The following is a 25563-nucleotide window of genomic DNA, read 5'->3' as shown; positions in this document are numbered from 1 at the left end:
AGGGCGAGGTACGCCGCGCGTCCGGCGTACCCGCCTGCCTGCCCTTGCGAAAACGGAGATCCCCCGCCATGCCGTACGAATCCGTCCTGAATCGCCGGGGTTTTCTCGGTCTCGCCGCAGCCGGTGCTACCGCCGCGGTGTTGCCTGGTTGCGCCGGCGAGACCGCTTCTTCCACCGGCGGCCAGCCACGTTCCGGCGGCCGGTTGCGGGCGGCGTTCGCCGGCGGCGGCGCGGCCGAGGTACTCGATCCGCACAAGACGTCCCTGTACGTCGAGATCGCGCGCGCCAAGGCCTTGTTCGACAAGCTGGCCGACTACGGCTCGGACATGACACCCCAACCACGACTGGCCGAGCGGTGGGAGCCGAGCGCGGATCTGCGGACCTGGCGCATCACGTTGCGACAGGCAACGTTCCACGACGGACGCCCGGTCCGCGCCCGCGACGTGCTCGCCAGTTTCGCGCGGATCGTCGAGCCGGGCAGCACCTTCCGGGCGAAGTCCAGCCTGGCGGTGATCGATCTGGCCAACAGCCGCGCGATCGACGACCGCACCGTGGAGTTCCGGCTGAAGCGCCCGTACGCCGAATTCCCCAACGCGCTGGCCACCATCGGCACCGCGATCATCCCGGAAGGCACGACGAACTTCGACCGGCCGATCGGGTCCGGCCCGTTCAAGTTCAGCTCCTTCGCACCGGGCCGGAGTTTCGTTGCCACCCGCAACCCCGATTACTGGGACGGTACGCCGTACCTGGATGAGCTCGAGATCGTCGTCACCAACGACGAGGCCGCCCGGGTCAACGCGCTGCTCGGCCGGCAGGTCGAGTACGCCCACGACCTGACCCCGACCAGCGCCCGCACCCACGAGCAGAGCGGGCAGCTCCAGGTCCACCGGCTGCCGCTGAGCAACTTCCAGGGCCTCGCCATGAAGGTCGATCGGCCGCCGTTCAACCGACCCGAACTGCGGCAGGCGCTGTTCCACCTCGTCGACCGGGACGAACTGGTCCGGTCCGTCTTCCAGGGCTCGGGCCAACTCTGCAACGACCTCTACGGCAAGGGCTATCGGTACTACGCCGGCTCGCTGCCGCAGCGCAACCAGGATCTCGACCGGGCCCGGGCACTCGTGAAACAGGCCGGCGCCGAAGGAATGACGATCGACTTCGACACCTCCGAAGCCTCGACCGGGCTCAAGGAGGCCGCGCTGGCGATCAGCGACCAGGCCCGCAAGATCGGCCTCAACCTCAACGTCAAGCTCGGCACCAAGGACACCTACTGGGCCGACATCGCGAAGAACGGTGTGCTCGCCAGCTACCGATCCGGCGGGATGCCGCTGGAGTCCCACATCTCCCAGCGGCTGCTGACAACTTCGACGACCAACAACACCAAGTGGCAACGCCCCGGTTTCGACGCGCTCTACTACCAAGCGCAATCCACCACTGACGAAGCGCGTCGCGCGGAGCTGTATCTGCAGATCCAGCAGCAGCTGTTCGACGAGGGCGGCTTCCTCTGGTGGGGCGTGTCGGACTGGATCGTCGCCTCCGCCTCGAACGTCAACGGCATCTCCGCGCAGGCGCCGGCCAACACGCTCGACTGGGCCCGGTACGACAAGGTCTGGCTGGCGTGACGCTGCCGAGCTACGTTGCCCGGCGCACCCTTCTCGGTGTCATCCAGGTTCCGCTGGTGATGTGCGGAGTGTTCTTCCTGGCCGAGGCGTTGCCGGGCGATGCGGCCGTCACGATTGCCGGGGACAACCCGGATCCGGCGATCATCGCAGTACTGCGGGAACGTCTCGGTCTCAACGAGCCGGCGTGGCATCGTCTCGGCGACTGGCTGGCCGCCGCGTTGCACGGCGACTTCGGCCAGTCGCTGGTGGGACCGCGATCGGTAGTCGACATCATCGCTTCCGCGGCCGGGCCGACCTTGCTGCTTGCCGGGCTGACCCTCGTCCTGCTGATTCCGCTGTCGGTCGGGCTCGGTGTCCTCGCCGCAAATCGAGAGGGAAGCCGACTGGATCGGCTGATCACCAGCACTACTCTCGGCTTGTACTCCGCGCCGGAGTTCGCGATGGGCCTGCTCATCGTCACCGTGTTCGCTGTACAGCTGCGCTGGCTCCCGCCGACCGCGGTCGGGACCTCGTTGCTGAGCAACCCGGCTGTGCTCGTGATTCCCGTCTTCGTGTTGCTGCTGAGGCCGATCTGCTCGCTGAGCCGGCTGATCCGGGCCGGCATGATCGACGCGCAGCGCTCGGAGTACGTCCGGCACGTGCGACGGATCGGGCTCTCCCCCACGCGGGTGCGGTTTGCGCATGCTCTGCCGAATGCGGTCACGCCGGCGATCCAGCAGCTAGCCCGGACCATCGACTGGCTGGTCGGCGGGGTGATCGTGATCGAGGCGATCTTCGTCGTGCCCGGGCTGGGGACCACGTTGGTACAGGCCGTCGCCGCCCGGGATCTGCCGGTGATCCAGGGGCTGGCGGTGGTGTTCGCGACAACCACCGTGCTGGTCAATCTTGCGGCAGACGTTGCCGCCCGCGTCCTCTCCCCCACTGCGGAGGCCGGCCGATGAGGGTCGCGCGCCGGTACGCCGTACCGGGGGTGCTCGTACGCCGGTACGCCGTACCCGGGATGCTCGTCGCTGTTCCGGTTCTGCTTGCTCTCGTCGGGCCGGTGATCGCGTCCGACGACACCACCAAAGACGTGGCTTTCGTACTGGGTGGCGGGCACTGGTTTGGTACCGATTTCGTCGGGCGGGACGTGTGGAACGAGGTGTTGCTCGGGGGACGTTCGCTGGTCGTCGTCGCGGTTGTGGCGACCGTGTGCACCTATCTGATCGCCGTACCGGTTGGGCTGGTCGCGGGGATGACGCGCAACCGGCTGCTTGACGAGGCGGTGATGCGTCCGCTCGATCTGCTGCTCGCGGTGCCGTCGATGCTCATGCTTCTGCTGCTCGCGTCGGTCGCCCCGGGGATCCCGTGGGTGCTGATCGGTGTCGTGGTGCTGATCAATCTGCCCGATGTCGTGAGGATCAGTCGCGCTGCTGCGTTGTCGGTGTCCGCTCGGCCCGCTGTCGAGGCGATGCGGTTGCAGGGCGAGAGCCGGATCCGGATCGGGCTCGGGTATGTGGCTCGCGCGATGCGACGGACTCTGGCGGCCGATCTTGGTACCCGGTTCACCGGTGCGATCTATCTGGTCGCTTCGGCGAGCTTCCTGGGGGTCGGGGTGTCGCCGCAGACGAGTGACTGGGCCGCGATGGTCGACCGAAATCGCACCGGGCTGTTCGTGCAGCCGTGGGCGGTTGTGTTGCCCGCGCTGCTGATCGTGATGTTGTCCATCGGGGTGAATCTGGCGTTCGACCGCTGGCTGCGAGACCGTGCGATGGAAGGGGTGGCTCGGTGACGGTCGTCGACGTTCGCTCTCTTACTGTGCGGGTTGGCTCGCGGGACATCGTGTCCGACGTGTCGTTCTCGGTGGGTGCTGGGGAGATCGTGGCGCTGGTCGGTGAGTCGGGGAGCGGCAAGACCACGACGGCGCTTGCGCTGCTGGGTGAGAGTCCGTCCGGTGCGCAGTTGACCGGGCAGGTCGAGGTCGCGGGTTCTACGGTGGATTCCTCGAACTCACCCCCGGCTGGGGTGGTTGGCTATATCCCGCAGCATCCCTCGGCGGCGCTGAATCCCGTCCGCCGGATCGGTCCTGTACTGCGCGAGATCGCTCGGCTCCACGGTGGTGGATCGCCGGTCCAGCAGCGGGTTCTGGATGCGTTGCGGCAAGCGCAGATGCCCGACGGATCGAGGTTCCTGCGCCGCTACCCGCATCAGCTCTCCGGCGGACAGCAGCAGCGCGTCGTACTGGCTCACGAACTCGTCGGCCAGCCGAAGGTGCTCATCGCGGACGAGCCGACCACCGGGCAGGACGCGGTGATCCGCGCCCAACTCATCGAAGAACTGCGTGCCGTCGCCGGGCAAGGCATCGCGATCCTGCTGCTCACCCACGACCTCGAACTCGTCCGCGCTCTCGCCGACCATGTATTGGTCATGCACCGCGGCTCTGCCGTGGAGTCCGGACCGTGTCTCGACGTCCTCGGCACCCCGCAGCACCAGTACACGATCCGCTTGATCAACGCCGCCGGGCGGAACCCAGCCGCTCCCCCGCCGGTTCTGGAGGAGAGCACCCCTGTGGTGTCGGTACGTCGCCTCGTGGCCGGCCATCGTCGTGTCGACACCCTTCATGACATTTCCCTGGAGATCCGGCCACGCGACCGAATCGCCATCGTCGGGCGCTCCGGCAGCGGCAAGACCACTTTGGCTCGATGCATCGCCGGGCTTCATCCTTTCCGCCAAGGGGAAATCCTGCTCTGGAGTACGCCGCTGTCACCGTTGCTCCGGCGGCGATCGTTCTCGCAGTTGGCCCGCATTCAGTATGTGTTCCAGGACGCGCGCGCCTCGTTCAACGAGTTCGTCCCGGTGCTCGACCAGGTGGCGCGCACGGCCGAACGCCTTCGTGGGCTCCCCCGCGCGGAAGCCCGTGCGCGAGCGGTCGACGGACTCGATCGGCTCGGGATCGCCGAGGCCAACGCGACCCGGCTGCCCGGCTCGATGTCCGGTGGCGAACTCCAGCGCGCTGCACTCGTACGCGCCACGCTCGCCGAACCAGATCTGCTGATCTGCGACGAGATCACCTCCGGGCTGGACACGGTGACCCACGCGGACCTGCTCGACGTACTCGGCAAGCTCCAGGAGGACACGGGGTGCGCCCTCATGGTCATCACCCACGACCTCGCGGTGGTCGCCGGGCTCGCTCATGGGGTGCTGCTCATGGACGACGGGCGCATCGTCGAGCACGGCCGTACCGCGGATGTTGTTGCCCTTATGCATGAGGAGGCAAGTCTTGGCAGCGCCGGGTGAACGTCAGGCGGGCCGCTATCTCGTTCGGCCCGCGCTGCGCGAGGATGCCGACGGAGCACGGTCGGTCATGCTCGACACCTTCTACCACGTGCTCGGATCCGGGTACATCCCGCGCTGGCATGCCGACGTGATCGACATGGATCGCACGTACTTCGATCAGCCGAGGCATGCGTTGTTCGTGGCTGTCCTGGACGACGAGATCGTCGGCACTACTGCCGTCCGGGCGGATGGGCCTCAGAGTCCGCCGCATCCGCCGTGGATCGCGGAACGGTATCCGTCAGGTGCGACCGCGCAGATCTTTCGGGTGTACGTCCGGGCGGAACATCGTCGCAATGGGCTCGCTCGGGCGCTCGTGTCGTTGGCGTGCGAGTTCGTCGCGAACACGGTGGGGTACAACGCGATCTACTTGCACACGAACGCTGCTATCGAAGGGGCGGAGCCGTTCTGGCGCAGTGTTGGCAAGGAGATCTACGACGGCCGTACCGACCCGCAGTACAGCCCGGCCGTGCACTTCGAGATCCCGATCCCTGGTCGACGCGGGTAGCTGGATCCGGTGGGGCCGGATCGGGTGCGGGTGGCCGGATGGAGCGCGGGTGGCCGGGTCAGGTGCGGATCTGGCCTTCGCCGATGACGACGTACTTGGTGCTGGTCATTTCGGGCAGGCCCATCGGTCCGCGGGCATGGAGTTTCTGGGTGGAGATGCCGATCTCGGCGCCGAAGCCGAACTCGCCGCCGTCCGTGAACCGGGTGCTGGCGTTGACCACCACCGCGGCAGAGTCGACGGACTGGGTGAACCGGCGAGCGGCGGACTGGGAGCGGGTGATGATGGCGTCGGTGTGGGCCGAGCTGTACTTGCGGATGTGGGCGATGGCCGCGTCGATCGAGTCGACGACCGCTGCGGACAGGTCCAGGGAGGTGTACTCCTTGCCGTAGTCCTCCTCGGTGGCCGCGAGAATGTCCTTGGCCTCGGGAATGTCTTTGCCTTGAGCAACGACAGTCGGGTCGCCGTGGACGGTGACGCCGGCTTGAGCCAGGGCGGGGAGGGCCTTGGCGAGGAACTGGTCGGCGACCGAGGCATGCACCAGGAGCGACTCGGCGGCGTTGCAGACGCTCGGGCGCTGGGTCTTGGCGTTGAGCAGGATGGTGAGCGCCAGGTCGAGGTCGGCGTCTTCGTCGACGTAGATATGGCAGTTGCCGACGCCGGTCTCGATCACGGGGACGGTGGACTCGGTGACCACGGTCTGAATCAGGCCGGCGCCGCCCCGCGGGATCAGTACGTCGACCAGGCCGCGAGCCTGCATCAGCTCCTTCACGGCCGCTCGGTCGCCCGGTACGCCCTGGATCACGTCCGCGGGCAGACCGGCCTGGGTCGCGGCCTCGCGGAGTACGGCGACGATCGCCTCGTTCGACGCGGCTGCCGAGGAGGAGCCGCGGAGCAGGACGGCGTTGCCGGACTTCAGGCAGATGCCGGCCGCATCGGCGGTCACGTTCGGGCGGGCCTCGTAGATGATGCCGACGACGCCGAACGGCACGCGCACCTGCTTGAGCTCGAGCCCATTCGGGAGCGTGTAACCACGAACCACCTCGCCGACCGGGTCGACCAAACCGGCAAGCTGCTCCAGCCCCGCCGCCATCGCGTCCACCCGGCCCGGATCCAGAGCCAGCCGGTCGACGGTCGACTCCGGCGTCCCGGCCTCGCGCGCAGCAGCAACGTCCTTTGAGTTGGCCGCGACGATGGTCTCGGTGTTATCCCGCAACGCCGCCGCCATCGCATGCAGCGCCGCATCCTTGGTCGCCCGCGAAGCCGCAGCCAGCGCGTACGACGCCTCCCGAGCCCGCCGACACAGCTCAATAATCTCGCTCACCCCTTCATCGTAGGGCGACCCCCAATCCGCCCGCTCCCCCGTCCGCACCCCGGGACCTTCAACAAGAACCGGGGCCCTTGAACAAGAAATACCTTGTCCAAACTCCCCGGTTCTTGTTCAAGCCCCAGCGAGTGCGGGGCGCGGTGCCGGCCCGGGTGCGGGCGCGGCGCGGGGCCGGCCCGGGTGCGGGCGCGGCGCGGTACGGCGCCGGCCCGGGTGCGGGCGCGGCGCGGTGCGGCGCCGGCCCGGGTGCGGGCGCGGCGCGGGGTCGGGTGGGTTGGCGGTGGGGCTGGGGTTTGCTTGGGTTTGCGGCTAGGCGACCCAGTAGGTTCGGGGGTTGGTGAATTCTCGGAGGCCGGCGGTGGAGAGTTCTCGGCCGTGGCCGCTTTGTTTGGTGCCGCCGAAGGGGAGGCGGGGGTCGGAGGCTACTGCGGCGTTGATGAAGGCGGCGCCGGTGGTGATGTGGCGGGCCAGGGCTATTCCACGGGCGGGGATGGAGGTCCAGATGCTCAGGCCGAGGCCGTACTGGGTGGCGGCGGCGAGGGTGATGGCGTCGTCGGGGTCGGCGGCGATCGCTACGGCGGCGACCGGGCCGAAGGTTTCTTCGTCGAAGACGGGCATGCCGGGGCGGGTGCCGGTGAGGACGGTTGGTTCGAAGAAGTAGCCGGGGCCGTCGATGCTCCGGCCGCCGACCGCGAGAACGGCGCCGGCTGCCAGGGACCGTTCGACCTGGCGTTGGAGGGCGGCACGCAGGTCATCGCGGGCGAGGGGGCCGACCGTCACCGAGCGGTCCGTCGGGTCGCCGATCGTCAGGTTCTTTACGTCCTGCACGAAGCGGTCGATGAACTCGTCGGCGATGGAGGCCTCGACGATGAAGCGTTTGGCGCAGACGCAGCTCTGACCTGAGTTGGTGAACCTCGCCCGGACGGCGGCGGCAGCGGCGGCCTCGATGTCCGCGTCGGCGAGGACTACGAAGGCGTCTGAGCCGCCTAGCTCGAGGACGGACTTCTTCGCTGCTCGCCCGGCTGCGGCTCCGACGGCTGCTCCGGCGCGATTGCTGCCGGTCAGCGTCACGGCGGCGATGCGATCGTCGGCGATCAAGCGCTCGACAGTTGACGGCACCTCGGGCTCATCGATGACCAGGACGCTGACCAAGCCAGGTGGGAAGCCGGCAGCTCGGAACAACGCCTCGATCGCCAGAGCCGAACCGGTCACGTTCGGCGAATGCTTCAGAAGGACTCCGTTGCCGGCAGCAAGGGTCGGTACGGCGAACCGCAGCACCTGCCAGACCGGGAAGTTCCACGGCATCACCGCGAGCACCAACCCGATCGGCTCGTACGAGACCCAGGCCTGCGCACCCTCGATCGCGACCGGCTCGTCGGCGAGGATCGCCTGACCATGCGCCGCGTAGTACTCCGCGGTGACGGCCGACTTCTCGATCTCACCTTCTGCCTCGGCAAGTGGTTTGCCCATCTCGGCCGTGATCAGGGCGGCCATCTGGTCCCGCCCACCGCGAAGCTCCTGGGCCAACCGGGTCAGGGCTTCCAGGCGAGCAGGCAGCTCGACCGATCCCCACGAAGCCGCCGCACTCGCGGCCTGACCGACGACCTGGTCCACCTCGGTGGGCGTCATCGGCCGATACTCCGCGAGCTTGGTCCCGTCGGCGGGATTCACCGTGACGATCATCGGGTGCTCAACCCGCCTCGGTCGCTTTCCGAGAGGTGCTCGAACGTCTCCCCCGTCGCGGTCATCGTCCGCGTCACGTCCCGGCCGCCGTACACCCAGTAGATCCGCATCGGGCCCTCGCCGCGGTTGTAAAACCGATGCGGGACGTCCGCCGGGACCCAGGTCGCATCCCCCGCGACCAGATCGAAGGTCTCGCCGTCGATCTCCGCGACCGCCTCGCCTTCGAGGATCAGTACCGACTCCTCGACGTTGTGGCTGTGCAGTGGAAGGCCGGTACCGGGAGCGAAAGAGGTCTGGCCGGTGGTGATGCGGTTGGCCGTGGCGTTCCAGCGGCCGACGTACGGGAGGGTGACGACGCCGTTGCCTCGGTCGAACGGGACGATCTCGCCGGGACGGATCAGGAGGTTCATCGGTTCTCCTCGGATGAGTGGTGGACGAGCCTGCGGGCCAGCGTGTTGGCCTGGCTGCCCGGCACGACGTGGTCGGCGACGGCCGCGCGCCAGACCTTGAAGTGCGGCGCGGATCGATGGGCCTCGACCGCGGCCTCGTAGGCATATAGCTCGTACAAAGTGAAGTGGTGGTCGTCGGTCAGGTCCTGGCTGACGTCGAACGACAGGCAGCCGGGCTCGTCGGTGAACGAGCGCTCGGCGTTCGTCCGGATCGCCTCGATGAACGGCTCGAGGTGACCGGCCATGACCTGCAGGGAGACGGTGAGGCTGATCATGCGGCTAGCTCCTCCGCGGGCGGCAGGTCGACGCGCGTCTCGGCGCCGAGCGCGACCAGGCTCGCCCAGGTTGTGGTGGTCAAGGTGATGCCGGACTTCGTCAGCTCGGCGAGGGTCCGGTCCTCCAGCTCGCCCGGGACGAGGATCCGGTCGGCCCAGGCAGCGGTCTCGGCCGATCGGGTGGAGTCGACGAGAGCCTCGATCCGCTCGGCATACTCAGCGGGATCGGCCAAAGCGGCGACGTCGATCGTGAGCAACAGGTGCCCGGCTCCGCTGATGGCGTCCGGTTGATACGGCCCGGCCACGGAACTGCCGAAGGCGCTGCCGGTCAGCACCCCGGCCAGGATGTCGAACATGAACGACATGACGTACCCCTTCGGACCCGCCATCGGCAGGATCAGCCCCTCGATCGCGGCCCGCGCGTCGGTCGTCGGGTTGCCCTCGGCGTCGGCCGCCCAGTCCGGTGGGATAGGCGTACCGCGCTCCGCCGCCAGGTAGACCTTGCCTCGGGCAACGGCCGTGTTGGCCAGATCCATCACCACGATCCCGCGCCGACCGGCCGGTGCGGCGATCGACCAGGGGTTCGTGCCGATGCTTTTGGTCCGGCCGCCCCACGGTGCCATCGCGGGGCTGGCGTTCGTGCAGAGCAGCGCGACGCAGCCCTCCGCCGCCGCCCTGCGGGTGAAGTAGGCCGCGGTGCCGAAGTGGCCCGAGTTCCGGATGGCGACGGCGCTCACCCCGTGTTCGCGAGCCCGCTCGACGCCGAGGTCGACCGCGTGCGCGGTGACTACTTGGCCGATGCCGTTGCACCCGTCGAGCAGCACCAACGGACCGGTGTCGCGGAGGCGCTCGACCCGGGTCTGCCGCTCCATCGCGCCGGTGCGGAGGCGGGTGACATACCAAGGAAGGCGGAGCATGCCGTGGGATGCGTGGCCCCAGAGCTCGGCCGTCACCAGGGTGTCGGCCAGGAGGTGCGCATCAGGCTCGGGGACGCCCTCGGCGCGTAATACGGCCTCGGTGAAGGTCAGCAGCGCATCTGGGCGGGTCCGGTGTGTCATTACCTGCTCCCCTCTCGGCCGTTTGCGACTCTGAGGAGATGGAAGCATACTTGTACACAAGTACGCAAAGGAGGATCGGATGACGGACAAACTGCGGCGCGTGTCCGGCGGCCAGGTCGTGTACGCGGAGTTGAAACGCCGGATCCTCACGTTGGACCTGCGGCCCGGGCAGCGGTTGTTCGAGCCGGAGCTCGCGCAGCAGTTGGCGGTTAGCCGGACGCCGCTCCGCGAGGCGCTACGACTGCTGCTCGCCGAGGATCTGCTCGAGCAGTTGCCGACCGGAGGGATGGTGGTGCGGACGTTGTCGGCCGAGGAGATCGACGAGCTCTACACAGTCCGCGCGGCGCTAGAGGGGCTCATGGCGGCGGAGGCGACGGAGCGGATGACGGAGAGCGCTGGGCTGGAGCTGACCAAGTTGGTTGTGCGGAACGAGCTGCTCGTCGAGTTCGCCGAGGATGCGATGAACGCCGGCCACGACTTCCACCTGAAGATCGCCGAGATCGCGGACCACGGGTGGGCGACTCGGCTGCATGCGCAGGTGGACAGCCAGATGGCGCGCTACCGGGCCTTCACGAACCAGTCCCAGCTCCGGCGATCCGCCGCGTTGGAGGAGCACCGCGGGATTCTCGACGCCCTCGTCACCGGAGATGCCGACCGGGCGTGCGCGCTGGCCCAGGCTCACGTCCTGAGCGCCCGCGACACAGCCCTCAACGCGATCGGAGAACGCCTGCCACAGCACTGAAACCAGCTACAGCGCCCCAAGCCGCCGGGACAGAGCGCTGGGAGGCCTAGCGTTGCAGTAGGCGGTATCTGCGCTCGGGGCGGCCGGCGACGCCGTAGCGCGGGCGCATTTCGGCGCGGCCGATTGTTACCAGGTGCTCGAGATAGCGGCGGGTGCTGCTGCGCGACAAGCCGGTTACCGCGGCGCAGTCGCTTGCCGACATGCCATCGTCCGGGGCCTCGCCGAGAGCCCGTACGACGAGGTCCGTGGTCTCGGGGCTGATCCCCTTCGGCGCGGCGACGGCGGCCCGGCTCCCGGACGATCGGAATACCCGGTCGACCTCCGCCTGGTCGATCTCGGTCAGCTCGTGCAGCTGGGCCCGGTACGCCTCGTACTCCTCCAACCGCACCCGCAGCGAATCGATCTCGAACGGCTTCACCAAGTACTGGAACACACCACCGTGCTGCGCGGTCCGCAGGGTTTCCAGATCACGAGCCGCACTGATCACGATCACGTCGACCGGGTAATCGGCCGACGACTCGCGGAACCGACGCAGTACCTCCAGGCCGCTCATGTCCGGTAGATAGATGTCGAGCAGCACCAGATCGGGCCGCAACGAACGGACGGCGGTCAGCGCATCCGCACCCGTGCGCGCCGCCCCGACCACCTCGAACCCGGGCTGCCGCGCCACCACACTCGAATGCAGCCGCGCCACCATGAAGTCATCGTCGACCACCAGCACGTGAATCACGACCGCACCACCGGTACTCGCATCGGCAGGGTCGCCACGAAGACCGCGCCATCGTCGTTGTGCACGGTCACGTCGCCACCCCGCTTGCGGCAGATCACCCGGACCAGCGCGAGTCCGATCCCATGATCATCGCCCGCCTCGGTGTCCTTGGTACTGAACCCATGCGTGAAGACACGATGCTGCATCGCGCTGTCCACCCCCGGCCCCGAGTCGCGGACCAGGATCCGTACGGCGTCGCCCTTCAGGACCACCTCCACAACGACGTACGGATCGGGCGATCCGGCCGCGGCATCCAGCGCATTGTCGACCAGATTCCCCAGCACGGTCGACGTATCTGTCGCGAGCCGCTCGTCCAGCTTCGGCAGCAGACTGCCCGGCTCGATCACGAAGGTGACCCCACGCTCCGCGGCCTGGCTGGATTTCGCGATCAGCAACGCCGCGACCGCGGGATCGGCCACCCGGGCGGTGACGCCGGCGGTCAGCTCGGTCTGGTCCGCGGCCACCTGCTGGATGTAGCGCAGTACCTCCTCGTACTCGCCCAGCGAGATCAGTCCGCTGACGATATGCATCCGGTTGCTGAACTCGTGCGCCTGGGCACGCAGTGTGTCGGTGGTGTTGCGGGTCAGGTCGAGTTCGCGCTGTAGTTCGAGCAGTTCGGTCCGGTCCCGGAAGGTCGCGACCCAGCCGATGTGCCGGCCGTGGCTGCGGACCGGCATCCGGTTCAGGGTCAGCACCCGGCCGTGCAGCGGCAGGATCCGGTCCGTCGCGGGCTCCGGGCCGTCGAAGATCTCCACCAGCCGGCCGGTCAGGTCGACCTCGGGCAGCGCCCGGCCGGCTGAGGCGAGCGGGATGCCCACCAGATGCGCGGCCTCGTCGTTGACCATCGTGATCCGCCGCTCCAGGTCGACCGCGAGCACGCCTTCCTTGATCCCGTGCAGCAACGCCTCCCGCTGCTCGACCAGCCCGGTGATCTCGCGCGGTTCCAGCCCCAGCGTCTGCCGCTTCACCGTCCTTGCCAGCAGCAACGACCCGGCCACGCCGAGCAGGCTCGCGATGCCGAGATAGGTGAGCAGATTGGGCAGGGCCATCTCCAGATTGGCCAGCAGCGACGGGTACTGCCGCCCGACCGCCACCACGCCGTCAGTCTCCCTGGTGGTCTCGTTGATGATCGGCGCCATCGCCAGGGCGGCGCCGGTGACCTCGTCCCGGCCCACCCAGCCCCGGCCCTGGAAGGCTTCGGTCTCCTGGAGCCGTACGACGGACGTGACCGGCAGCGGGTCGGTGGACGCGATGATGCGCCGGTCCCGGATCGCGATCTTGACATACGTGGAATCGGAGTAGATGCGGTCGGACTCGATCACGGACTGGGCCTGGCCGATGAAGCGGAGCCTGCCACCGGGCGCCGCCACCGCCCGGACGCCGGACGTCGCGGCGAGCCGCTCGGCGATGGCGAGGGCTCGCTTGCCCTCGGTGTCGCGGAACCGGGCGTTGGACTGCGCCAGCGAGACGGCGGCGACGCCGATCAGGACGACGAAGACGATCAGCAACTGCACGGCCAGCATGCGTCCGGCCAGCGTCCACCGACGCCGTCCGAACCGCCCGTGACACTTCCGCTGCCACTGCCGCAGCCACCTTGCTATCACGGCTCGATTCTGCTGGCCGGTTCCGGATCGCGCTACATCGGCGTGAGCACAATGAGCAGAACAGAGTTTGCGCTCGTAACGGTGACACCCGAACCGGGCCGCGACACGCTGACGGCGAAAGCTCCACCGAGACAGAGGAGACTCCCGTGCGAGCACGGACCTGGTTCAGCAGTATCACCGCCGTCCTGGCGCTCGCCGTGACGGCGGCCGGCTGCGGCGTCAGCGCGGACGAAGGCAGCTCCGGCGAGACCGCATCCGGCCCGGTCGAGGGGCTGCGCATCCTCGTGCCAAACTCCCCCGGCAGTGGCTACGACATCACCGCCCGGGCCGCCGCGAAGGCCATGCAGGACGCCAAACTGACCGACACGGTCGAGGTGTTCAACACCGCTGGTGCTGGTGGCACCGTCGGTCTGCAGCGCCTGGTGAACGAGAAGGGCAAGGAAGACATCCTGATGCAGATGGGTCTCGGCGTCGTCGGGGCCGTCTACACCAACAAGTCGAAGGCGACCCTGCAGGACACCGTTCCGATCGCGAAGCTGATCGAGGAGGCCGAGGCGATCGTCGTCCCGAAGGACTCGCCGTACACGAGCCTGGACCAGCTGGTCGCGGCGTGGAAGGCCAACCCGGGCAAGGTGCCGGTGGGCGGCGCCTCGAACTCCGGCGGCCCGGACCACCTGACCCCGATGCTGCTGGCGAAGGCGGTCGGACTCCAGCCGAAGGACGTCAACTACGTCCCGTACGACGGTGGTGGCGAGCTCCTGACCGCGGTACTGGGCAAGAAGGTCTCGTTCGCGGCGACCGGGATCGGCGAGGTGGCCGAGCAGGCGAAGAGCGGGGACGTGAAGATCCTCGCCGTCACCAGTGCGGAGCCGGTGGCAGGGGTCGACGCGCCGACGCTGAAGAGCCTCAACGTGGACCTCGTCTTCACCAACTGGCGCGGTATCGTCGCGCCGCCGGAGCTGTCCGCGGAGAAGCAGAAGCAGTTCACCGACCTGCTGACCAAGATGCACGAGTCCGAGCAGTGGAAGAAGACGCTGGCCGACCAGGGCTGGACCGACGCGTTCCAGACCGGTGACGAGTTCAAGACGTTCCTGACCACCGAGAACGACCGGGTCGCGGGCGTTCTGCGGGAACTGGGTCTCGTGGCCTGATGAGCACCTCGTCCACGAGCGTGAAGCAGGGCCGCTCCGAGCTCGGTGTGGCCCTGCTGCTCCTGGTGCTGGGCGGCTGGGCGGTGATCGACGCCCTCCGCCTCCAGGAGCTCGCGATCCGCGGCCCGATCGGCCCGAAGACAGTGCCCCTGGTGGTCGGCGGGCTGTTGGTCCTGACCGCGGTCCTGCTGGCGATCGACGTACTGCGGGGCGGTCGCGGCGAGCAGGAGGCCGGTGAGGACGTCGACCTCGGTCACGGCAGCGACTTCAAGACGCTGGGTCTGCTGGTGGCGGCCTTCGTCGCGAACGCATTGCTGATCGAGCGGCTCGGCTGGCCGGTGTCGGGCGCGGTGCTGTTCTTCGGCACCACCTACGCGCTCGGCAGCCGGCACTTCATCCGCAACGCGATCATCTCGATCGTCCTGTCAGTCAGCACCTGGTACCTCTTCTACCTCGGTCTGGACATCAAGCTCCCGGCCGGGATCCTCAAGGGAATCCTCTGATGGACGCACTGTCCGAGCTGATGAACGGGTTCGCCACCGCCGCGCACCCGACGAACCTGCTGTACGCCTTCCTCGGCGTCCTGCTCGGTACGGCGATCGGCGTGCTGCCCGGGATCGGCCCGGCCATGACGATCGCGCTGCTGCTGCCGCTGACGTACTCGCTGGAACCGACGCAGGCGTTCATCATGTTCGCCGGCATCTACTACGGCGGCATGTACGGCGGCTCGACGACCTCGATCCTGCTGAACACCCCGGGTGAGAGCGCGTCGGTGGTCACCGCGATCGAGGGCAACCAGATGGCCAAACGAGGCCGGGCGGCGGCCGCCCTCGCCACCGCGGCCATCGGGTCGTTCATCGCCGGCACGATCGGCACCCTCTGCCTGGCCCTGGTGGCGCCCCAGATCGTGAAGCTGGCGATCAAGATGGGCGCGCCGGACTACTTCGCCGTGATGGTGCTGGCGTTCATCGCCGTCACCACGGTGCTCGGCGCGTCGAAGGTCCGTGGTCTGGCCGCGCTCGCGATCGGGTTGCTGATCGGCCTGATCGGGATCGACCCGACATCCGGTCAGCAGCGGCTCACGCTGGGGATCCCGGAGCTTGCCGACGGCATCGATGTCGTGGTGGTCGCGGTCGGCCTGTTCGCGGTCGGCGAGGCGCTCTGGATCGCGGCGCACCTGCGGCGTACACCGGCCGACATCATCTCGGTCGGCGCGGCGCGGATGACCCGGGAGGACTGGCGGCGGTCGTGGAAGCCGTGGCTGCGCGGGACGGCGATCGGCTTCCCGTTCGGCGCGGTCCCGGCCGGCGGCGCGGAGATCCCGACCTTCCTGTCGTACGTCACCGAGAAGAAGCTGACCAAGCACCCCGAGGAGTTCGGCAAGGGTGCGATCGAGGGCGTCGCCGGTCCCGAGGCGACGAACAACGCGTCGGCCGCGGGTGGTCTGGTTCCTCTGCTCACGCTGGGGATCCCGACCACCGCGACCGCCGCGGTGATGCTCGGCGCCTTCCAGGGGTACGGCATCCAGCCCGGCCCGCGGTTGCTGCAGACCCAGCCCGAGCTGGTCTGGGGACTCGTGGCCAGCCTCTTCATCGGCAACGTGATCCTGCTCGCGCTGAACCTGCCGCTGGCGCCGATGTGGGCCAAGCTGCTGCGGATCCCCCGGCCGTACCTCTATGCCGGCATCCTGTTCTTCGCCAGCATCGGCGCGTACGCCGCGAACCTGTCGACCTTCGACCTGTGGCTGCTGCTCCTGCTCGGCGCACTCGGGTTCGGGATGCGCCGGTACGGGTTGCCGGTGGTCCCGGCGATCATCGGGATCATCCTCGGCCCGACCGCCGAGGAGCAGCTCCGGCGGGCACTGCAGATCAGTGACGGCGCGGTCAGCGGGCTCTACAACACCTGGTTCTCGAAGGTCGTGTACGCCGTGATCGTGCTGGTGCTGGTGGTTCCGCCGATCGTCGGCCGGATCCGGGAGCGCCGGGCGTCGCGGGAAACGCCAGAACTGCAGCATTCGGACCGGACAGGAGGCCAGTAATGGCGATCATCGTCGGCTACGTGCCGACCCCTGAGGGAATGGCCGCGCTGGACAGCGCGATCGAGGAGGCCCAGCACCGGCACCAGCGGCTGGTGGTGGTGAACTCGAGCCGGGGCGAGTCGCTCGTCGACCCGCGGTTCGCGACCGGCGCCGAGTGGCATTCGGTGGATCAGCGCCTGGCCGACGCGGGGGTCGATCACGAACTCGTCCAGCTGGTCGAGGGCAAGGACGCCGCCGAGCAGATCCTTGCCCTCGCCAACGATCTGAATGCCGAGCTGATCGTGATCGGCCTGCGCCGCCGGACCCCGGTCGGCAAGCTGATCATGGGCAGCCAGGCGCAGACCATTCTGTTGCAGGCCGAATGCCCGGTCCTTGCCGTGAAGGGAAAGGCCTAGAGGAGCACGAGGTCGTCGCGATGGACGACCTCGCGCTCGTACGCCGCACCGAGCTCGCGGGCCAGATCCCGGGTCGACCGGCCGAGCAGATCGGGTAGCTCACTGGCGTCGTAGTTCACCAGCCCGCGCGCGACGACCACGCCCGCGGGCGACACCAGATCGACGGGGTCGCCCGCGGAGAACGTGCCCTCGACCGCGCTGATCCCGGCCGGCAGCAGCGACGTACGGCGTTCCGTCACGGCCCGTACTGCGCCCTCGTCCAACTGCAGACGTCCTTGGCCCGAAGTGGCGTGGGCCAGCCAAAGCAACCGGGTCTTGCGTCGTCGACCCGTCGGGTGGAACAGCGTGCCGACAGGGTCGCCGCGCAACGCCTCACCAACGTGTCCGGCCGAGGTGAGGACCACCGGAATCCCTGCCTCCGTGGCGATCGCGGCCGCCTCGACCTTCGTCTGCATGCCACCCGTACCGACTCCAGACGATCCGGTCCGGCCGATCTTCAGCTTCTCCAGGTCGGCCGGGCCGCGGACGTCCGTAAGCATCGTCGTACCGGGCTTGCGTGGATCCCCGTCGTACAGGCCGTCCACGTCCGACAGCAGCACCAGCAGCTCGGAATGGACGAGGTGACTGGTCAGCGCGGCGAGCCGGTCGTTGTCGCCGAAGCGGATCTCGGTGGTGGCGACCGTGTCGTTCTCGTTCACGATCGGGACCACACCGAGCTCCAGCAGGCGCGCGAAGGTCCGGTATGCGTTGCGGTAGTGGCTGCGCCGGGTCACGTCGTCGACGGTCAGCAGGACCTGGCCGACCTTGAGCCCGTGCGCCGCGAACGCGTCGCTGTAGCGAGCCATCAGCAGTCCCTGCCCGACCGACGCGGCGGCCTGCTGCGTGGCCAGGTCGCGCGGCCGGGACCGCAGACCCATCGGAGCGAGGCCGGCGGCGATCGCGCCGGAGGAGACGAGCACCACCTCGGTGCCCTCCACCCGCTGGGCGGCGAGCGCGTCGACGAGCAGCCGGAGCCGTTCGAGATCGATCTTGCCGCGCTGGGTGAGGGACGACGAACCGACCTTCACCACGATGCGGGTGGCGCGGGTGACCTCCGCGCGACGTTTCATCGGATCACTCGTCCTGATCGAGTTCCTGACCCGCGGCCTGCTCGCGCGCCTCTTTGCGCGCCAGCTTCGCCGCGGCCTTGGCGGCCGCCTTCGTCTCGGCCGGGGACAGGTCCACCTCGTCGTCGACCCAGCCCTGCCCGTACTCCGACAGGTCGGCCGGCCTCGCCAGCTCACCGGCTTTGAAGGCGTGGTAATCCGAGTCCTTGCTGCGCCGCCGCTGAACGGCCGGCCGCGGCTCCTCCAGCCGGTGGTCCTCACCCCGGCGGGCCAGGATCTCCGCACCGGCCTGGACCTCGGGCGCGAAGTCGAAAACGATCGCGTTCGGGCCGTCGCCGATGATCACCGCGTCGCCTTCGACCGCACCGCGCTCGAGCAGCTCCTTCTCGACGCCGAGCCGGTTCAGCCGGTCGGCCAGGTACCCGGTCGCCTCGGCGTTGCCGAAGTCGGTCTGCCGGACCCAGCGCTCCGGCTTCTCCCCCGTCACCAGCCACTCGCCGTCGGGGGTCTGCCGCACCTTGAACTCGGGGCCGCCGGCAACCTGTGGCCGGATCACGATCCGGGTGGTGTCCGGCTTCTCCGCCTCTTCGCGTTGCTTCCTGACGATCTCGGCCATCGCGAACTTCAGGGCCTCCAGCCCTTCATGGCTCGCGGTCGAGATCGGGAACACCCGCAGGCCGCGCTGCTCCAGCTCGGCCGTCACCATCACGGCGATCTCCTTGGCGTCCGGCACGTCGATCTTGTTCAGCGCGACCAGCCGGGGCCGGTCCTCCAGGCCACCGTGCGCCTCGAGCTCGGCCTCGATCGTGTCCAGGTCGCTGAGCGGATCGCGGCCCGGTTCGTAGGTGGCGCAGTCGATCACGTGGACCAGGGCCGCACACCGCTCGACGTGCCGGAGGAAGTCGTGCCCGAGACCGCGGCCCTCGCTGGCGCCCTCGATCAGGCCCGGTACGTCGGCGACGGTGAACGTGGTCTCACCAGCCACGACGACCCCGAGGTTCGGGATCAGCGTGGTGAACGGGTAGTCCGCGATCTTCGGCCGGGCCCGGCTGATCGACGCCACCAGCGACGACTTGCCCGCACTCGGGAAGCCGACGAGGCCGATATCGGCAACCACCTTGAGCTCGAGGACGATGGTGCGTTCCTCGCCGTCCTCGCCGAGCAGCGCGAAACCGGGCGCCTTCCGGGTCGAACTGGCCAGCGCCGCGTTGCCGAGACCGCCCTTCCCGCCCTGCGCCGCGACGAACTCCGCGCCCGGTCCGACGAGGTCCGCGAGCACCTCGCCGTCCGGCGTACCGACGACTGTGCCGTCGGGGACGGGCAGTACCACGTCGCCGCCGTTGCTGCCGGCCTGGTGGTCACCCTTGCCCTGGGCACCGTTCGTGGCGTTGCGGTGGCTGGAGCGGTGGTAGTCGACCAGGGTGGTCAGGTTCGGGTCGACACGGAGGATCACCGAGCCGCCGTCCCCTCCGTTGCCGCCGTCGGGACCGCCTAGGGGCTTGAACTTCTCCCGGTGCACCGAGGCGCAGCCGTTTCCGCCATGGCCGCCGGTGACATGCACCGTGACACGGTCGACGAAACTGGGGATGGCCATCGGTGTTTCTCTACTTCCTGCAGGCTTTGGGTTCTGTCTCTTACACGTTCTGTCTCTTACACAGCAAAGGGGCGGGTGCGCGGTATTCCGCGACCCGCCCCTTTCAGAGCTCTTGTTCGTGCCGGGTGGCGGTATTACTCCGCCGGGGCCGGGACGATGTTGACGACGCGGCGTCCGCGCCGGGTGCCGAACTCCACCTTGCCCTCGGCCAGCGCGAACAGGGTGTCGTCACCGCCGCGGCCGACCAGGTTGCCCGGGTGGAAGTGGGTGCCCCGCTGCCGGACGATGATCTCGCCCGCGTTGACCAGCTGGCCGCCGTAGCGCTTCACACCGAGCCGCTGCGCGTTGGAGTCGCGACCGTTACGGGTCGACGCTGCTCCCTTTTTGTGTGCCATCTCTAGATCAGCTCACTTCTTCTTCGCGGAGATCTCGGTGACCTTGACCTGGGTGTAGTGCTGGCGGTGCCCCTGGCGCTTGCGGTAACCGGTCTTGTTCTTGTACTTCAGGATGTGGATCTTCGGGCCCTTGGTGCGCCCGAGGACCTCGGCCGACACGGCCACCTTGGCCAGCGCCGCAGCGTCGGTCGTCACGGTGTCACCATCGACGACCAGGACTGCGGACAACGACACCGTGTCGCCGACCTGGTCCGTCAGGCTGTCGATCTCGATGACATCGCCGACGGCGACCTTCTGCTGGGTGCCGCCACTGCGCACGATCGCGTACACCGTGGATCTCACTCTCTGTTTGTTCGGAAGTTCTTACGGGGCCTGCACAGACCTGCGTTAGCGGCCCACACAAAGGAGGCACGCGTGACGCGCGCCGAAGCTCAAGTTTACGGCGCGCGTCACAGGCCGGTCAAACCGGGGTCAATTACCGGTGGAGACGAGCTCGGGAGCGCTGGCAGCGGCCTCGGTGCCGTTGCTGCCGGCGTCACTTCCAGCACTCTCGGTCGCCTTGCCCCGGCTCCTGCTGCTCCGCCGGCGACGGCCAGAGGTCTGGGGCTCAGCCTGCGGCTCGGCCTGGGGCTCCGCTTGGGCTGCTGCGCTGGGTTCTTGGTGTACGACGGGCTCGGAGCCGGCGGGCTCGTGGCTCTCCCCCGTGCCGTTCGCCAGCGCCGAGGCGGCGGCGATCTGGGCGAGGCGCTGGGCGGCGTCGGCGTTGTTGGCGGGCTCCGGGGTCTCGGCCTGCTCGTCGTCGCGGCCGCGGCCCTTGCCCCGGTTGCGGCGGGAACTGGAGCTCTTCCGCGCCTCCCCTTCGGCGGCGGGCTTCTGCTCCGGCTGACCACCGCGCCCGTCGCCACCGCGGCGGCGGGACTCCTTCGGCTCGTCGTGCAGGATCAGACCGCGGCCACCACAGTGGTCGCAGTTCTCGCTGAACGCCTCGAGCAGCCCGGTACCGATCCGCTTGCGGGTCATCTGGATCAGGCCCAGCGACGTCACCTCGGCGACCTGGTGCTTGGTCCGGTCCCGGCCGAGGCACTCGACCAGCCGGCGCAGTACCAGGTCCCGGTTCGACTCCAGCACCATGTCGATGAAGTCGATCACGATGATGCCGCCGATGTCGCGGAGCCGGAGCTGCCGGACGATCTCCTCGGCCGCCTCCAGGTTGTTCTTGGTGACGGTCTCCTCGAGGTTGCCGCCGGAGCCGGTGAACTTGCCGGTGTTCACGTCGACCACCGTCATCGCCTCGGTCCGGTCGATCACCAGCGAGCCGCCCGACGGCAGCCAGACCTTGCGGTCCAGCGCCTTCTTGATCTGCTCGTCGATCCGGTAGCTGGCGAACACGTCGCTGCCACCAGACCAGTTCTCCACCCGGTCGGCCAGGTGCGGAGCCACGCCCTCGACGTACTCGCGGACCTTGTCGTAGGCGTCGTCACCGGAGATCACCAGCTTGGCGAAGTCCTCGGTGAACAGGTCGCGGACCACCCGGATCAGCAGATCGGGCTCGCCGTACAGCAGCTGCGGGGACTGGCCGTTCTTCGACTTCTTCTCGATGTCGTCCCAGTACTTCTGCAGCCGGCTGACGTCCATGGTCAGCTCTTCCTCGGAGGCGCCCTCGGCCGCGGTCCGGACGATCACGCCGGCCTCGTCGGGGACGATGTCCTTGAGGATGGTCTTCAGCCGGTTCCGCTCGGTGTCCGGCAGCTTGCGGCTGATCCCACCGTTGCCCCCGCGCGGCACGTACACGACGTACCGGCCGGGCAGGCTGACCTGGTTGGTGAGCCGGGCGCCCTTGTGGCCGATCGGGTCCTTGGTCACCTGGACCAGCACCGACTGGCCGGACTTCAGCACCGACTCGATCTTGCGCGGGCCGTTGCCGGCGCCGAGCGTGTTCCAGTCCACCTCACCGGCGTACAGGACGGCGTTGCGGCCTTTGCCGATGTCGATGAACGCGGCCTCCATGCTGGGCAGCACGTTCTGCACCCGGCCGAGGTACACGTTGCCGATCAGCGAGGTCTGCTCGGCCTGGGCGACGTAGTGCTCGACCAGGACGTTGTCCTCGGAGACGGCGATCTGGGTCAGGTCCTCGCGGGACCGGATCACCATGGTCCGCTCGACCGACTCGCGCCGGGCCAGGAACTCGGCCTCGGTGACGATCGGCGCGCGGCGGCGGCCGGCGGCGCGGCCCTCGCGGCGGCGCTGCTTCTTCGCCTCCAGCCGGGTCGAGCCCTCGACTGCGGTGATCTCGTTCGTGGTGGCCTTGCTACGCGGCTCGCGGACGCGGACGACGGTCTCGTCCGGGTCGTCCGGCGCACCCGCGTCGGCCTCGCCCCGGCGGCGACGACGACGGCGACGGCGGCGCGACGTACTGCTCGAGCCCTCACCTTCGGCGCCCTCGTCCTCGGACTCGGCGTCCTCGGCGTCGTCCTGGTCCTCGGCGGCGTTGTCCTGCCCGGCGCTGTCGGCGTCGGCCTCGTCCTCGGCGGTCTCGTCCGCGCCGTCCACGTCACCGGTCTTGCGACGGCGACGGCCGCCCCGGCGGCGACGACGGCGACGGCTGCCGTCGCCGGTCTCCTCGCCCTCGCCCTCGGCGTCGAGCTCGACGTCGGCCTCGGTGGCGTCGGCCTTGTCGTCGGCAACCTTGGCGTCAGCAGCCCTGGTGTCGGCTGCCTTGGTGTCGGCGGCCTTGGCGTGGGCGGCCTTGGCGTGGGTGGTCTCGGCCGGCTGGGCCTGGTCGGTGCGGTCGGCGATCTCCTCGGCGTCCCGGGACCGGCGGCTGCGACGGCGGCGGCTGCTCGTGGTGGTGGCCGGCTGCTCGTCCGCCGCTTCGGCGGTCGCTTCGACCGGGCTAGTGGCTGCGGCCTGCGCCGGAGCCTGCGCCGGGACCTGCGGAGCCTGGAACAGTACTGCGGCTGCCGCGGGCGCGCGGCGCCTCGTACGCCGTCCGCTCGGGGCCGGCTCCTCACCGGCCGCCTCGACCTGGGCGGCGGCCTTCTCGGTCAGCTGGGTTTCGGCGAGCTCGTCCGCCGGGAGGTCCTCGTCTTCCGCGAGCGCGTCGGCTGGCGGGCCGTCGGTGACCGGGGTGTCGGCGGAGAGCAGGTCAGGCTGGGGGGCGGCGGCCTTCTTCGAGGTACGCCGGCGGGTAGTCTTCTTCGCGGTCTGGCTCGTCGCGGTCTGGGCGGGCGCGGAATCGGCCGCCTCGACGACCGGACCGGCGTCGGCCAGGCTCTCACCAGCGGCCAGATCGGCCGAACCGTCCGCCCTGTCAGCCTCCGGCAGGGTGTCCTGGGCGGAGGCGGACTTCTTCGTGGTGCGCTTGACGGTGGTCTTCTTCGCGGTGGCCGTCTTCGCCGGGGCCTTCGCGGCCGCCTTTTTCGTGGTTCGCTTGGCGGTCTTCTTCGCCGGCGCGGGGTCGGCGCTCTCGGCGTCCGACTGGGTGCTCACCGCCTGGGCCGGCGCGGCGGCGGCATCCACGGCCGCGGGGTCCACGGCGGCGGCCTTCTTGGTGGCGCGCTTGCGGGTCGTCTTCTTGGCAGCGCCCGTGGTGGTGGGCTGCTGGCTTGTGGCGGCAGCGCTGTCGGCTGCCTCGGTGTGTTCGTTCGGCTCGTTTTCGAGCATATGGTGCGGTCTCCTCAGGCCTTCCGGCGCATCCTGCGACCCCTGTCACGGGTCCGGCGCAGCCAGAAAGCGGTCACGGTCTCGCCACTTCCGGCGTGGTGCCGGTGCGGCGGAAGCCTTTCCGGGGTCCGCTCCTCCACGCTTCAGGGCGTAGTCGGAGCGGCGGCGTCGCCCTCCGCGGAATGCGTCTGGTGGCTGTCCACCTGGCCGGTCGCGGTCGCCTGGGTGGCGTCGCGGTCACGAGCGAGCGGATCGTCCACTGTGCCGGTGGCCGCGATGAGCGGGCCCTGGGCGAGCCTGGTCAAGAGAGCCGGGCCCGACACCGGGAGCGCCGCTACCTCCAGCATGCCGGCGAGAACGTCGTCGGGTCTCACGGCCGGGGTTCCGTGCCGTAACACCACTTGCAGTATCGCACATGACGCAACCGGCGCCGGTTCACTGCCGACCGCGAGTCGGAGAACGGCGTCCCGACAATCGAACGAGCGAAGTCCCCGTTTGGTCATGCGCTCGACCAGAATTTCGTCCCGGGCCAGGAACGCCTCGACGGCCGGCTGGGCGGTGACCGGATCGACACCTGGTAACGAGATCAGCCACTCGCTGGCCTCCAGCCGCTCGGCCAGCGAGCCGCCGGCCGCGGTCACCACCTCGAGGATGTCGAGCCCCGGCGGCAGCGCCTCGTCGAGGGCCGCCCGGACCTGCTCGGGGGCGCGCTCGTGTGTGAGCGAGATCTCCAAGTACTCCGCTTCCGAGGCGGCCCCGGTCGGCGCGGCCCCGGCGTACGAGATCTTCGGGTGCGGGCTGAACCCGTGCGAGAACGCCACCGGCAGCTCCGCCCGCCGGACCGCCCGCTCGAACGCGCGCTGGAAGTCCCGGTGCGAGGTGAACCGCAGCCGGCCCCGCTTGGCGAACCGGACGCGCAACTTCTGCACAGCCGGCAATTGCTGGGACGGCGGAGCTTGAACTGGTGCCACGAACGCCATTCTGGCAGCCCAGCCGCCCCCGCCCCCAATTCGTCCGCCCCACTCCCCCAACCCCACCTCGCCACCGGCACCGTCACCTCAGCCTCCGGCTGTCCGGTTATCGGAGAGCTAGAGGGTCGGGAGTACGCCGTAGGTGGCCAGCTCGTTGCGCGAGCGCTCCTGCTGGACGTTCGCGACCACGATCGCGGCGAAGACAAGCAGGGCGAAGACGAAGAGGAGCCAGCCGGGCGCGGCGTACACCCAGCTGCCGTACGGGCCCTCGATCAGGACCGGCAGGGTGGTCGTGGCGACGCCGAGGGAGATGCCGGCGATCACCGTCAGCAGCATCCGGTAGTCCTCGGCCCCAACTGGCCGCCCGGCCCGGCACGGTCAGGCGGCTGACTTGCCGGTCAGGTAGAGGGCCCAGGTGAGGAGGCCGAAGGCGATCGTGTTGAGCGCGACTCGGGCCAGGTTGAAGGTTCGCCAGCGGGTCTCGTTGAAGGCTTCGCGGACCGCGGCGACGTCGATCGAGTTCGGATCGCCCGCCGCCTTGATCGCGTCGTTCAGTGGCAGGTTCACCGCGAACGTGATGATCACGGAGCCCAGGTAGAGCACGAACGCGACCGCGATCCACGGCAGCGCCTTCTCCCCCAGCTGCAGCAACCCGGCGAGCAGGGTGAACACCAGCGCGCCGAGGAACCCGAGCATCAGGAACACCGGGTTCACGATGGCCCGGTCCATCGCCTGGAACGACCCCACGAACGTCTTGTCGTCGGTCTTCGCCAGCCCGGGCATGATCGCGTTCGCGTAGATCCCGAACACGCCGGCCATCATCCCGGTCGTGATCGTGGCCGCCAGCAATGAGGCCACCCGCAGTCCGTTCATCGCCACCCTCCTTGACGGCAAACTATCGGACCCC

The 25563-nt window shown here is 69.1% G+C and carries 25 protein-coding genes; 10 read left to right on the top strand and 15 right to left on the bottom strand.

Annotation, left to right across the window (positions count from 1 at the left end; translation table 11 throughout):
* Nucleotides 1-68: 68 nt before the first annotated feature.
* Genes EV643_RS20820 through EV643_RS20800 form a run of 5 tightly spaced genes read left to right on the top strand, consistent with a single transcriptional unit; the run spans nucleotide 69 to nucleotide 5439 of the window.
* Nucleotides 69-1619: an ABC transporter substrate-binding protein gene (locus EV643_RS20820; protein ID WP_133801752.1), complete on the top strand. Its 1551-nt coding sequence runs from the start codon at nucleotides 69-71 to the stop codon at nucleotides 1617-1619.
* A complete protein-coding gene (locus EV643_RS20815; RefSeq protein ID WP_238165695.1) occupies nucleotides 1616-2560 on the top strand; it encodes an ABC transporter permease in 945 nt (314 codons plus the stop codon). Before EV643_RS20820 ends, EV643_RS20815 begins: the two co-directional genes overlap by 4 nt.
* Complete coding sequence (locus EV643_RS20810; RefSeq protein WP_238165694.1) at nucleotides 2557-3390, top strand: ABC transporter permease; 834 nt, start codon at nucleotides 2557-2559, stop codon at nucleotides 3388-3390. Before EV643_RS20815 ends, EV643_RS20810 begins: the two co-directional genes overlap by 4 nt.
* Nucleotides 3387-4895: an ABC transporter ATP-binding protein gene (locus EV643_RS20805; protein ID WP_133801751.1), complete on the top strand. Its 1509-nt coding sequence runs from the start codon at nucleotides 3387-3389 to the stop codon at nucleotides 4893-4895. The genes EV643_RS20810 and EV643_RS20805 overlap by 4 nt, the downstream gene beginning before the upstream one ends.
* Entirely contained in the window at nucleotides 4879-5439 is a 561-nt protein-coding gene (locus EV643_RS20800; protein WP_202869659.1) for a GNAT family N-acetyltransferase, read from the top strand. The genes EV643_RS20805 and EV643_RS20800 overlap by 17 nt, the downstream gene beginning before the upstream one ends.
* Before the next feature lie 58 nt (nucleotides 5440-5497).
* Here the strand turns inward: EV643_RS20800 and EV643_RS20795 are convergent, their stop codons facing one another.
* From EV643_RS20795 to EV643_RS20770, 5 genes are all read right to left on the bottom strand, one after another.
* A complete protein-coding gene (locus EV643_RS20795) occupies nucleotides 5498-6760 on the bottom strand; it encodes a glutamate-5-semialdehyde dehydrogenase (protein WP_238165693.1) in 1263 nt (420 codons plus the stop codon).
* 312 nt (nucleotides 6761-7072) lie between these two features.
* Nucleotides 7073-8446: an aldehyde dehydrogenase family protein gene (locus EV643_RS20785; RefSeq protein WP_133801749.1), complete on the bottom strand. Its 1374-nt coding sequence runs from the start codon at nucleotides 8444-8446 to the stop codon at nucleotides 7073-7075.
* Complete coding sequence (locus EV643_RS20780; RefSeq protein WP_133801748.1) at nucleotides 8443-8856, bottom strand: cupin domain-containing protein; 414 nt, start codon at nucleotides 8854-8856, stop codon at nucleotides 8443-8445. The genes EV643_RS20785 and EV643_RS20780 overlap by 4 nt, the downstream gene beginning before the upstream one ends.
* Nucleotides 8853-9170, bottom strand: a complete 318-nt coding sequence (locus EV643_RS20775; RefSeq protein ID WP_133801747.1) for a putative quinol monooxygenase — start codon at nucleotides 9168-9170, stop codon at nucleotides 8853-8855. The genes EV643_RS20780 and EV643_RS20775 overlap by 4 nt, the downstream gene beginning before the upstream one ends.
* Nucleotides 9167-10228: an Ldh family oxidoreductase gene (locus EV643_RS20770; RefSeq protein WP_133801746.1), complete on the bottom strand. Its 1062-nt coding sequence runs from the start codon at nucleotides 10226-10228 to the stop codon at nucleotides 9167-9169. Before EV643_RS20770 ends, EV643_RS20775 begins: the two co-directional genes overlap by 4 nt.
* A 79-nt stretch (nucleotides 10229-10307) precedes the next feature.
* Between EV643_RS20770 and EV643_RS20765 the strand changes: the two genes are divergently transcribed.
* Nucleotides 10308-10970, top strand: coding sequence for a GntR family transcriptional regulator (locus tag EV643_RS20765; protein ID WP_133801745.1), 663 nt, complete (start codon nucleotides 10308-10310; stop codon nucleotides 10968-10970).
* A 46-nt stretch (nucleotides 10971-11016) separates the two neighbouring features.
* Here EV643_RS20765 and EV643_RS20760 read toward each other — a convergent pair whose 3' ends face one another.
* Both EV643_RS20760 and EV643_RS20755 read right to left on the bottom strand, forming a co-directional pair.
* Nucleotides 11017-11700, bottom strand: a complete 684-nt coding sequence (locus tag EV643_RS20760) for a response regulator transcription factor (protein WP_202869658.1) — start codon at nucleotides 11698-11700, stop codon at nucleotides 11017-11019.
* Entirely contained in the window at nucleotides 11697-13343 is a 1647-nt protein-coding gene (locus tag EV643_RS20755; protein WP_202869657.1) for a sensor histidine kinase, read from the bottom strand. Before EV643_RS20755 ends, EV643_RS20760 begins: the two co-directional genes overlap by 4 nt.
* Before the next feature lie 146 nt (nucleotides 13344-13489).
* On the opposite strand from EV643_RS20755, the gene EV643_RS20750 reads away from it, so the two are divergent.
* Genes EV643_RS20750 through EV643_RS20735 form a run of 4 tightly spaced genes read left to right on the top strand, consistent with a single transcriptional unit; the run spans nucleotide 13490 to nucleotide 16927 of the window.
* On the top strand, nucleotides 13490-14494 hold the full coding sequence (locus EV643_RS20750; RefSeq protein WP_133801744.1) for a Bug family tripartite tricarboxylate transporter substrate binding protein: 1005 nt from the start codon (nucleotides 13490-13492) through the stop codon (nucleotides 14492-14494).
* Nucleotides 14494-14997 carry a tripartite tricarboxylate transporter TctB family protein gene (locus EV643_RS20745; RefSeq protein WP_133801743.1) on the top strand — a complete coding sequence of 168 codons (504 nt, stop codon included), beginning with the start codon at nucleotides 14494-14496 and terminating at the stop codon, nucleotides 14995-14997. Before EV643_RS20750 ends, EV643_RS20745 begins: the two co-directional genes overlap by 1 nt.
* Complete coding sequence (locus EV643_RS20740; RefSeq protein ID WP_133801742.1) at nucleotides 14997-16532, top strand: tripartite tricarboxylate transporter permease; 1536 nt, start codon at nucleotides 14997-14999, stop codon at nucleotides 16530-16532. The genes EV643_RS20745 and EV643_RS20740 overlap by 1 nt, the downstream gene beginning before the upstream one ends.
* Nucleotides 16532-16927: a universal stress protein gene (locus tag EV643_RS20735; RefSeq protein WP_133801741.1), complete on the top strand. Its 396-nt coding sequence runs from the start codon at nucleotides 16532-16534 to the stop codon at nucleotides 16925-16927. The genes EV643_RS20740 and EV643_RS20735 overlap by 1 nt, the downstream gene beginning before the upstream one ends.
* On the opposite strand, the gene proB is transcribed toward EV643_RS20735, so the two are convergent.
* The 8 genes from proB to EV643_RS20695 all read right to left on the bottom strand — a co-directional run bounded on the left by proB (nucleotide 16924) and on the right by EV643_RS20695 (nucleotide 25529).
* Entirely contained in the window at nucleotides 16924-18036 is a 1113-nt protein-coding gene (gene proB, locus EV643_RS20730) for a glutamate 5-kinase (RefSeq protein WP_133801740.1), read from the bottom strand. The genes EV643_RS20735 and proB overlap by 4 nt on opposite strands.
* A 4-nt stretch (nucleotides 18037-18040) precedes the next feature.
* Nucleotides 18041-19627, bottom strand: coding sequence for a GTPase ObgE (gene obgE, locus EV643_RS20725; protein ID WP_133801739.1), 1587 nt, complete (start codon nucleotides 19625-19627; stop codon nucleotides 18041-18043).
* 134 nt (nucleotides 19628-19761) lie between these two features.
* On the bottom strand, nucleotides 19762-20022 hold the full coding sequence (gene rpmA, locus EV643_RS20720; RefSeq protein WP_132405181.1) for a 50S ribosomal protein L27: 261 nt from the start codon (nucleotides 20020-20022) through the stop codon (nucleotides 19762-19764).
* Between the two features lie 12 nt (nucleotides 20023-20034).
* On the bottom strand, nucleotides 20035-20352 hold the full coding sequence (gene rplU, locus EV643_RS20715; protein ID WP_133801783.1) for a 50S ribosomal protein L21: 318 nt from the start codon (nucleotides 20350-20352) through the stop codon (nucleotides 20035-20037).
* Nucleotides 20353-20493: 141 nt separating this feature from the next.
* Complete coding sequence (locus EV643_RS20710) at nucleotides 20494-23685, bottom strand: Rne/Rng family ribonuclease (protein WP_133801738.1); 3192 nt, start codon at nucleotides 23683-23685, stop codon at nucleotides 20494-20496.
* A 143-nt stretch (nucleotides 23686-23828) separates the two neighbouring features.
* Entirely contained in the window at nucleotides 23829-24656 is an 828-nt protein-coding gene (locus EV643_RS20705; RefSeq protein ID WP_202869656.1) for a TIGR03936 family radical SAM-associated protein, read from the bottom strand.
* 117 nt (nucleotides 24657-24773) lie between these two features.
* Entirely contained in the window at nucleotides 24774-24992 is a 219-nt protein-coding gene (locus EV643_RS20700; protein WP_133801737.1) for a hypothetical protein, read from the bottom strand.
* Nucleotides 24993-25034: 42 nt separating this feature from the next.
* A complete protein-coding gene (locus EV643_RS20695) occupies nucleotides 25035-25529 on the bottom strand; it encodes an anthrone oxygenase family protein (RefSeq protein ID WP_133801736.1) in 495 nt (164 codons plus the stop codon).
* Nucleotides 25530-25563: the final 34 nt, after the last annotated feature.

The organism is Kribbella caucasensis (assembly GCF_004361855.1).
GTDB classification, from domain to species: Bacteria; Actinomycetota; Actinomycetes; order Propionibacteriales; family Kribbellaceae; genus Kribbella; species Kribbella caucasensis.
Note: the sequence above shows the minus strand (reverse complement) of the source record. Positions and strands in the feature narration are given on the sequence as shown.

Coding starts and splice junctions, on each gene's coding strand:
- EV643_RS20820 (WP_133801752.1), top strand. CDS start 69: ATGCCGTACGAATCCGTCCTGAATCGCCGGGGTTTTCTCGGTCTCGCC.
- EV643_RS20810 (WP_238165694.1), top strand. CDS start 2,557: ATGAGGGTCGCGCGCCGGTACGCCGTACCGGGGGTGCTCGTACGCCGG.
- EV643_RS20785 (WP_133801749.1), bottom strand. CDS start 8,446: ATGATCGTCACGGTGAATCCCGCCGACGGGACCAAGCTCGCGGAGTAT.
- EV643_RS20780 (WP_133801748.1), bottom strand. CDS start 8,856: ATGAACCTCCTGATCCGTCCCGGCGAGATCGTCCCGTTCGACCGAGGC.
- EV643_RS20775 (WP_133801747.1), bottom strand. CDS start 9,170: ATGATCAGCCTCACCGTCTCCCTGCAGGTCATGGCCGGTCACCTCGAG.
- EV643_RS20770 (WP_133801746.1), bottom strand. CDS start 10,228: ATGACACACCGGACCCGCCCAGATGCGCTGCTGACCTTCACCGAGGCC.
- EV643_RS20765 (WP_133801745.1), top strand. CDS start 10,308: ATGACGGACAAACTGCGGCGCGTGTCCGGCGGCCAGGTCGTGTACGCG.
- EV643_RS20745 (WP_133801743.1), top strand. CDS start 14,494: ATGAGCACCTCGTCCACGAGCGTGAAGCAGGGCCGCTCCGAGCTCGGT.
- EV643_RS20740 (WP_133801742.1), top strand. CDS start 14,997: ATGGACGCACTGTCCGAGCTGATGAACGGGTTCGCCACCGCCGCGCAC.
- EV643_RS20735 (WP_133801741.1), top strand. CDS start 16,532: ATGGCGATCATCGTCGGCTACGTGCCGACCCCTGAGGGAATGGCCGCG.
- proB (WP_133801740.1), bottom strand. CDS start 18,036: ATGAAACGTCGCGCGGAGGTCACCCGCGCCACCCGCATCGTGGTGAAG.
- obgE (WP_133801739.1), bottom strand. CDS start 19,627: ATGGCCATCCCCAGTTTCGTCGACCGTGTCACGGTGCATGTCACCGGC.
- rpmA (WP_132405181.1), bottom strand. CDS start 20,022: ATGGCACACAAAAAGGGAGCAGCGTCGACCCGTAACGGTCGCGACTCC.
- EV643_RS20710 (WP_133801738.1), bottom strand. CDS start 23,685: ATGCTCGAAAACGAGCCGAACGAACACACCGAGGCAGCCGACAGCGCT.
- EV643_RS20700 (WP_133801737.1), bottom strand. CDS start 24,992: ATGCTGCTGACGGTGATCGCCGGCATCTCCCTCGGCGTCGCCACGACC.
- EV643_RS20695 (WP_133801736.1), bottom strand. CDS start 25,529: ATGAACGGACTGCGGGTGGCCTCATTGCTGGCGGCCACGATCACGACC.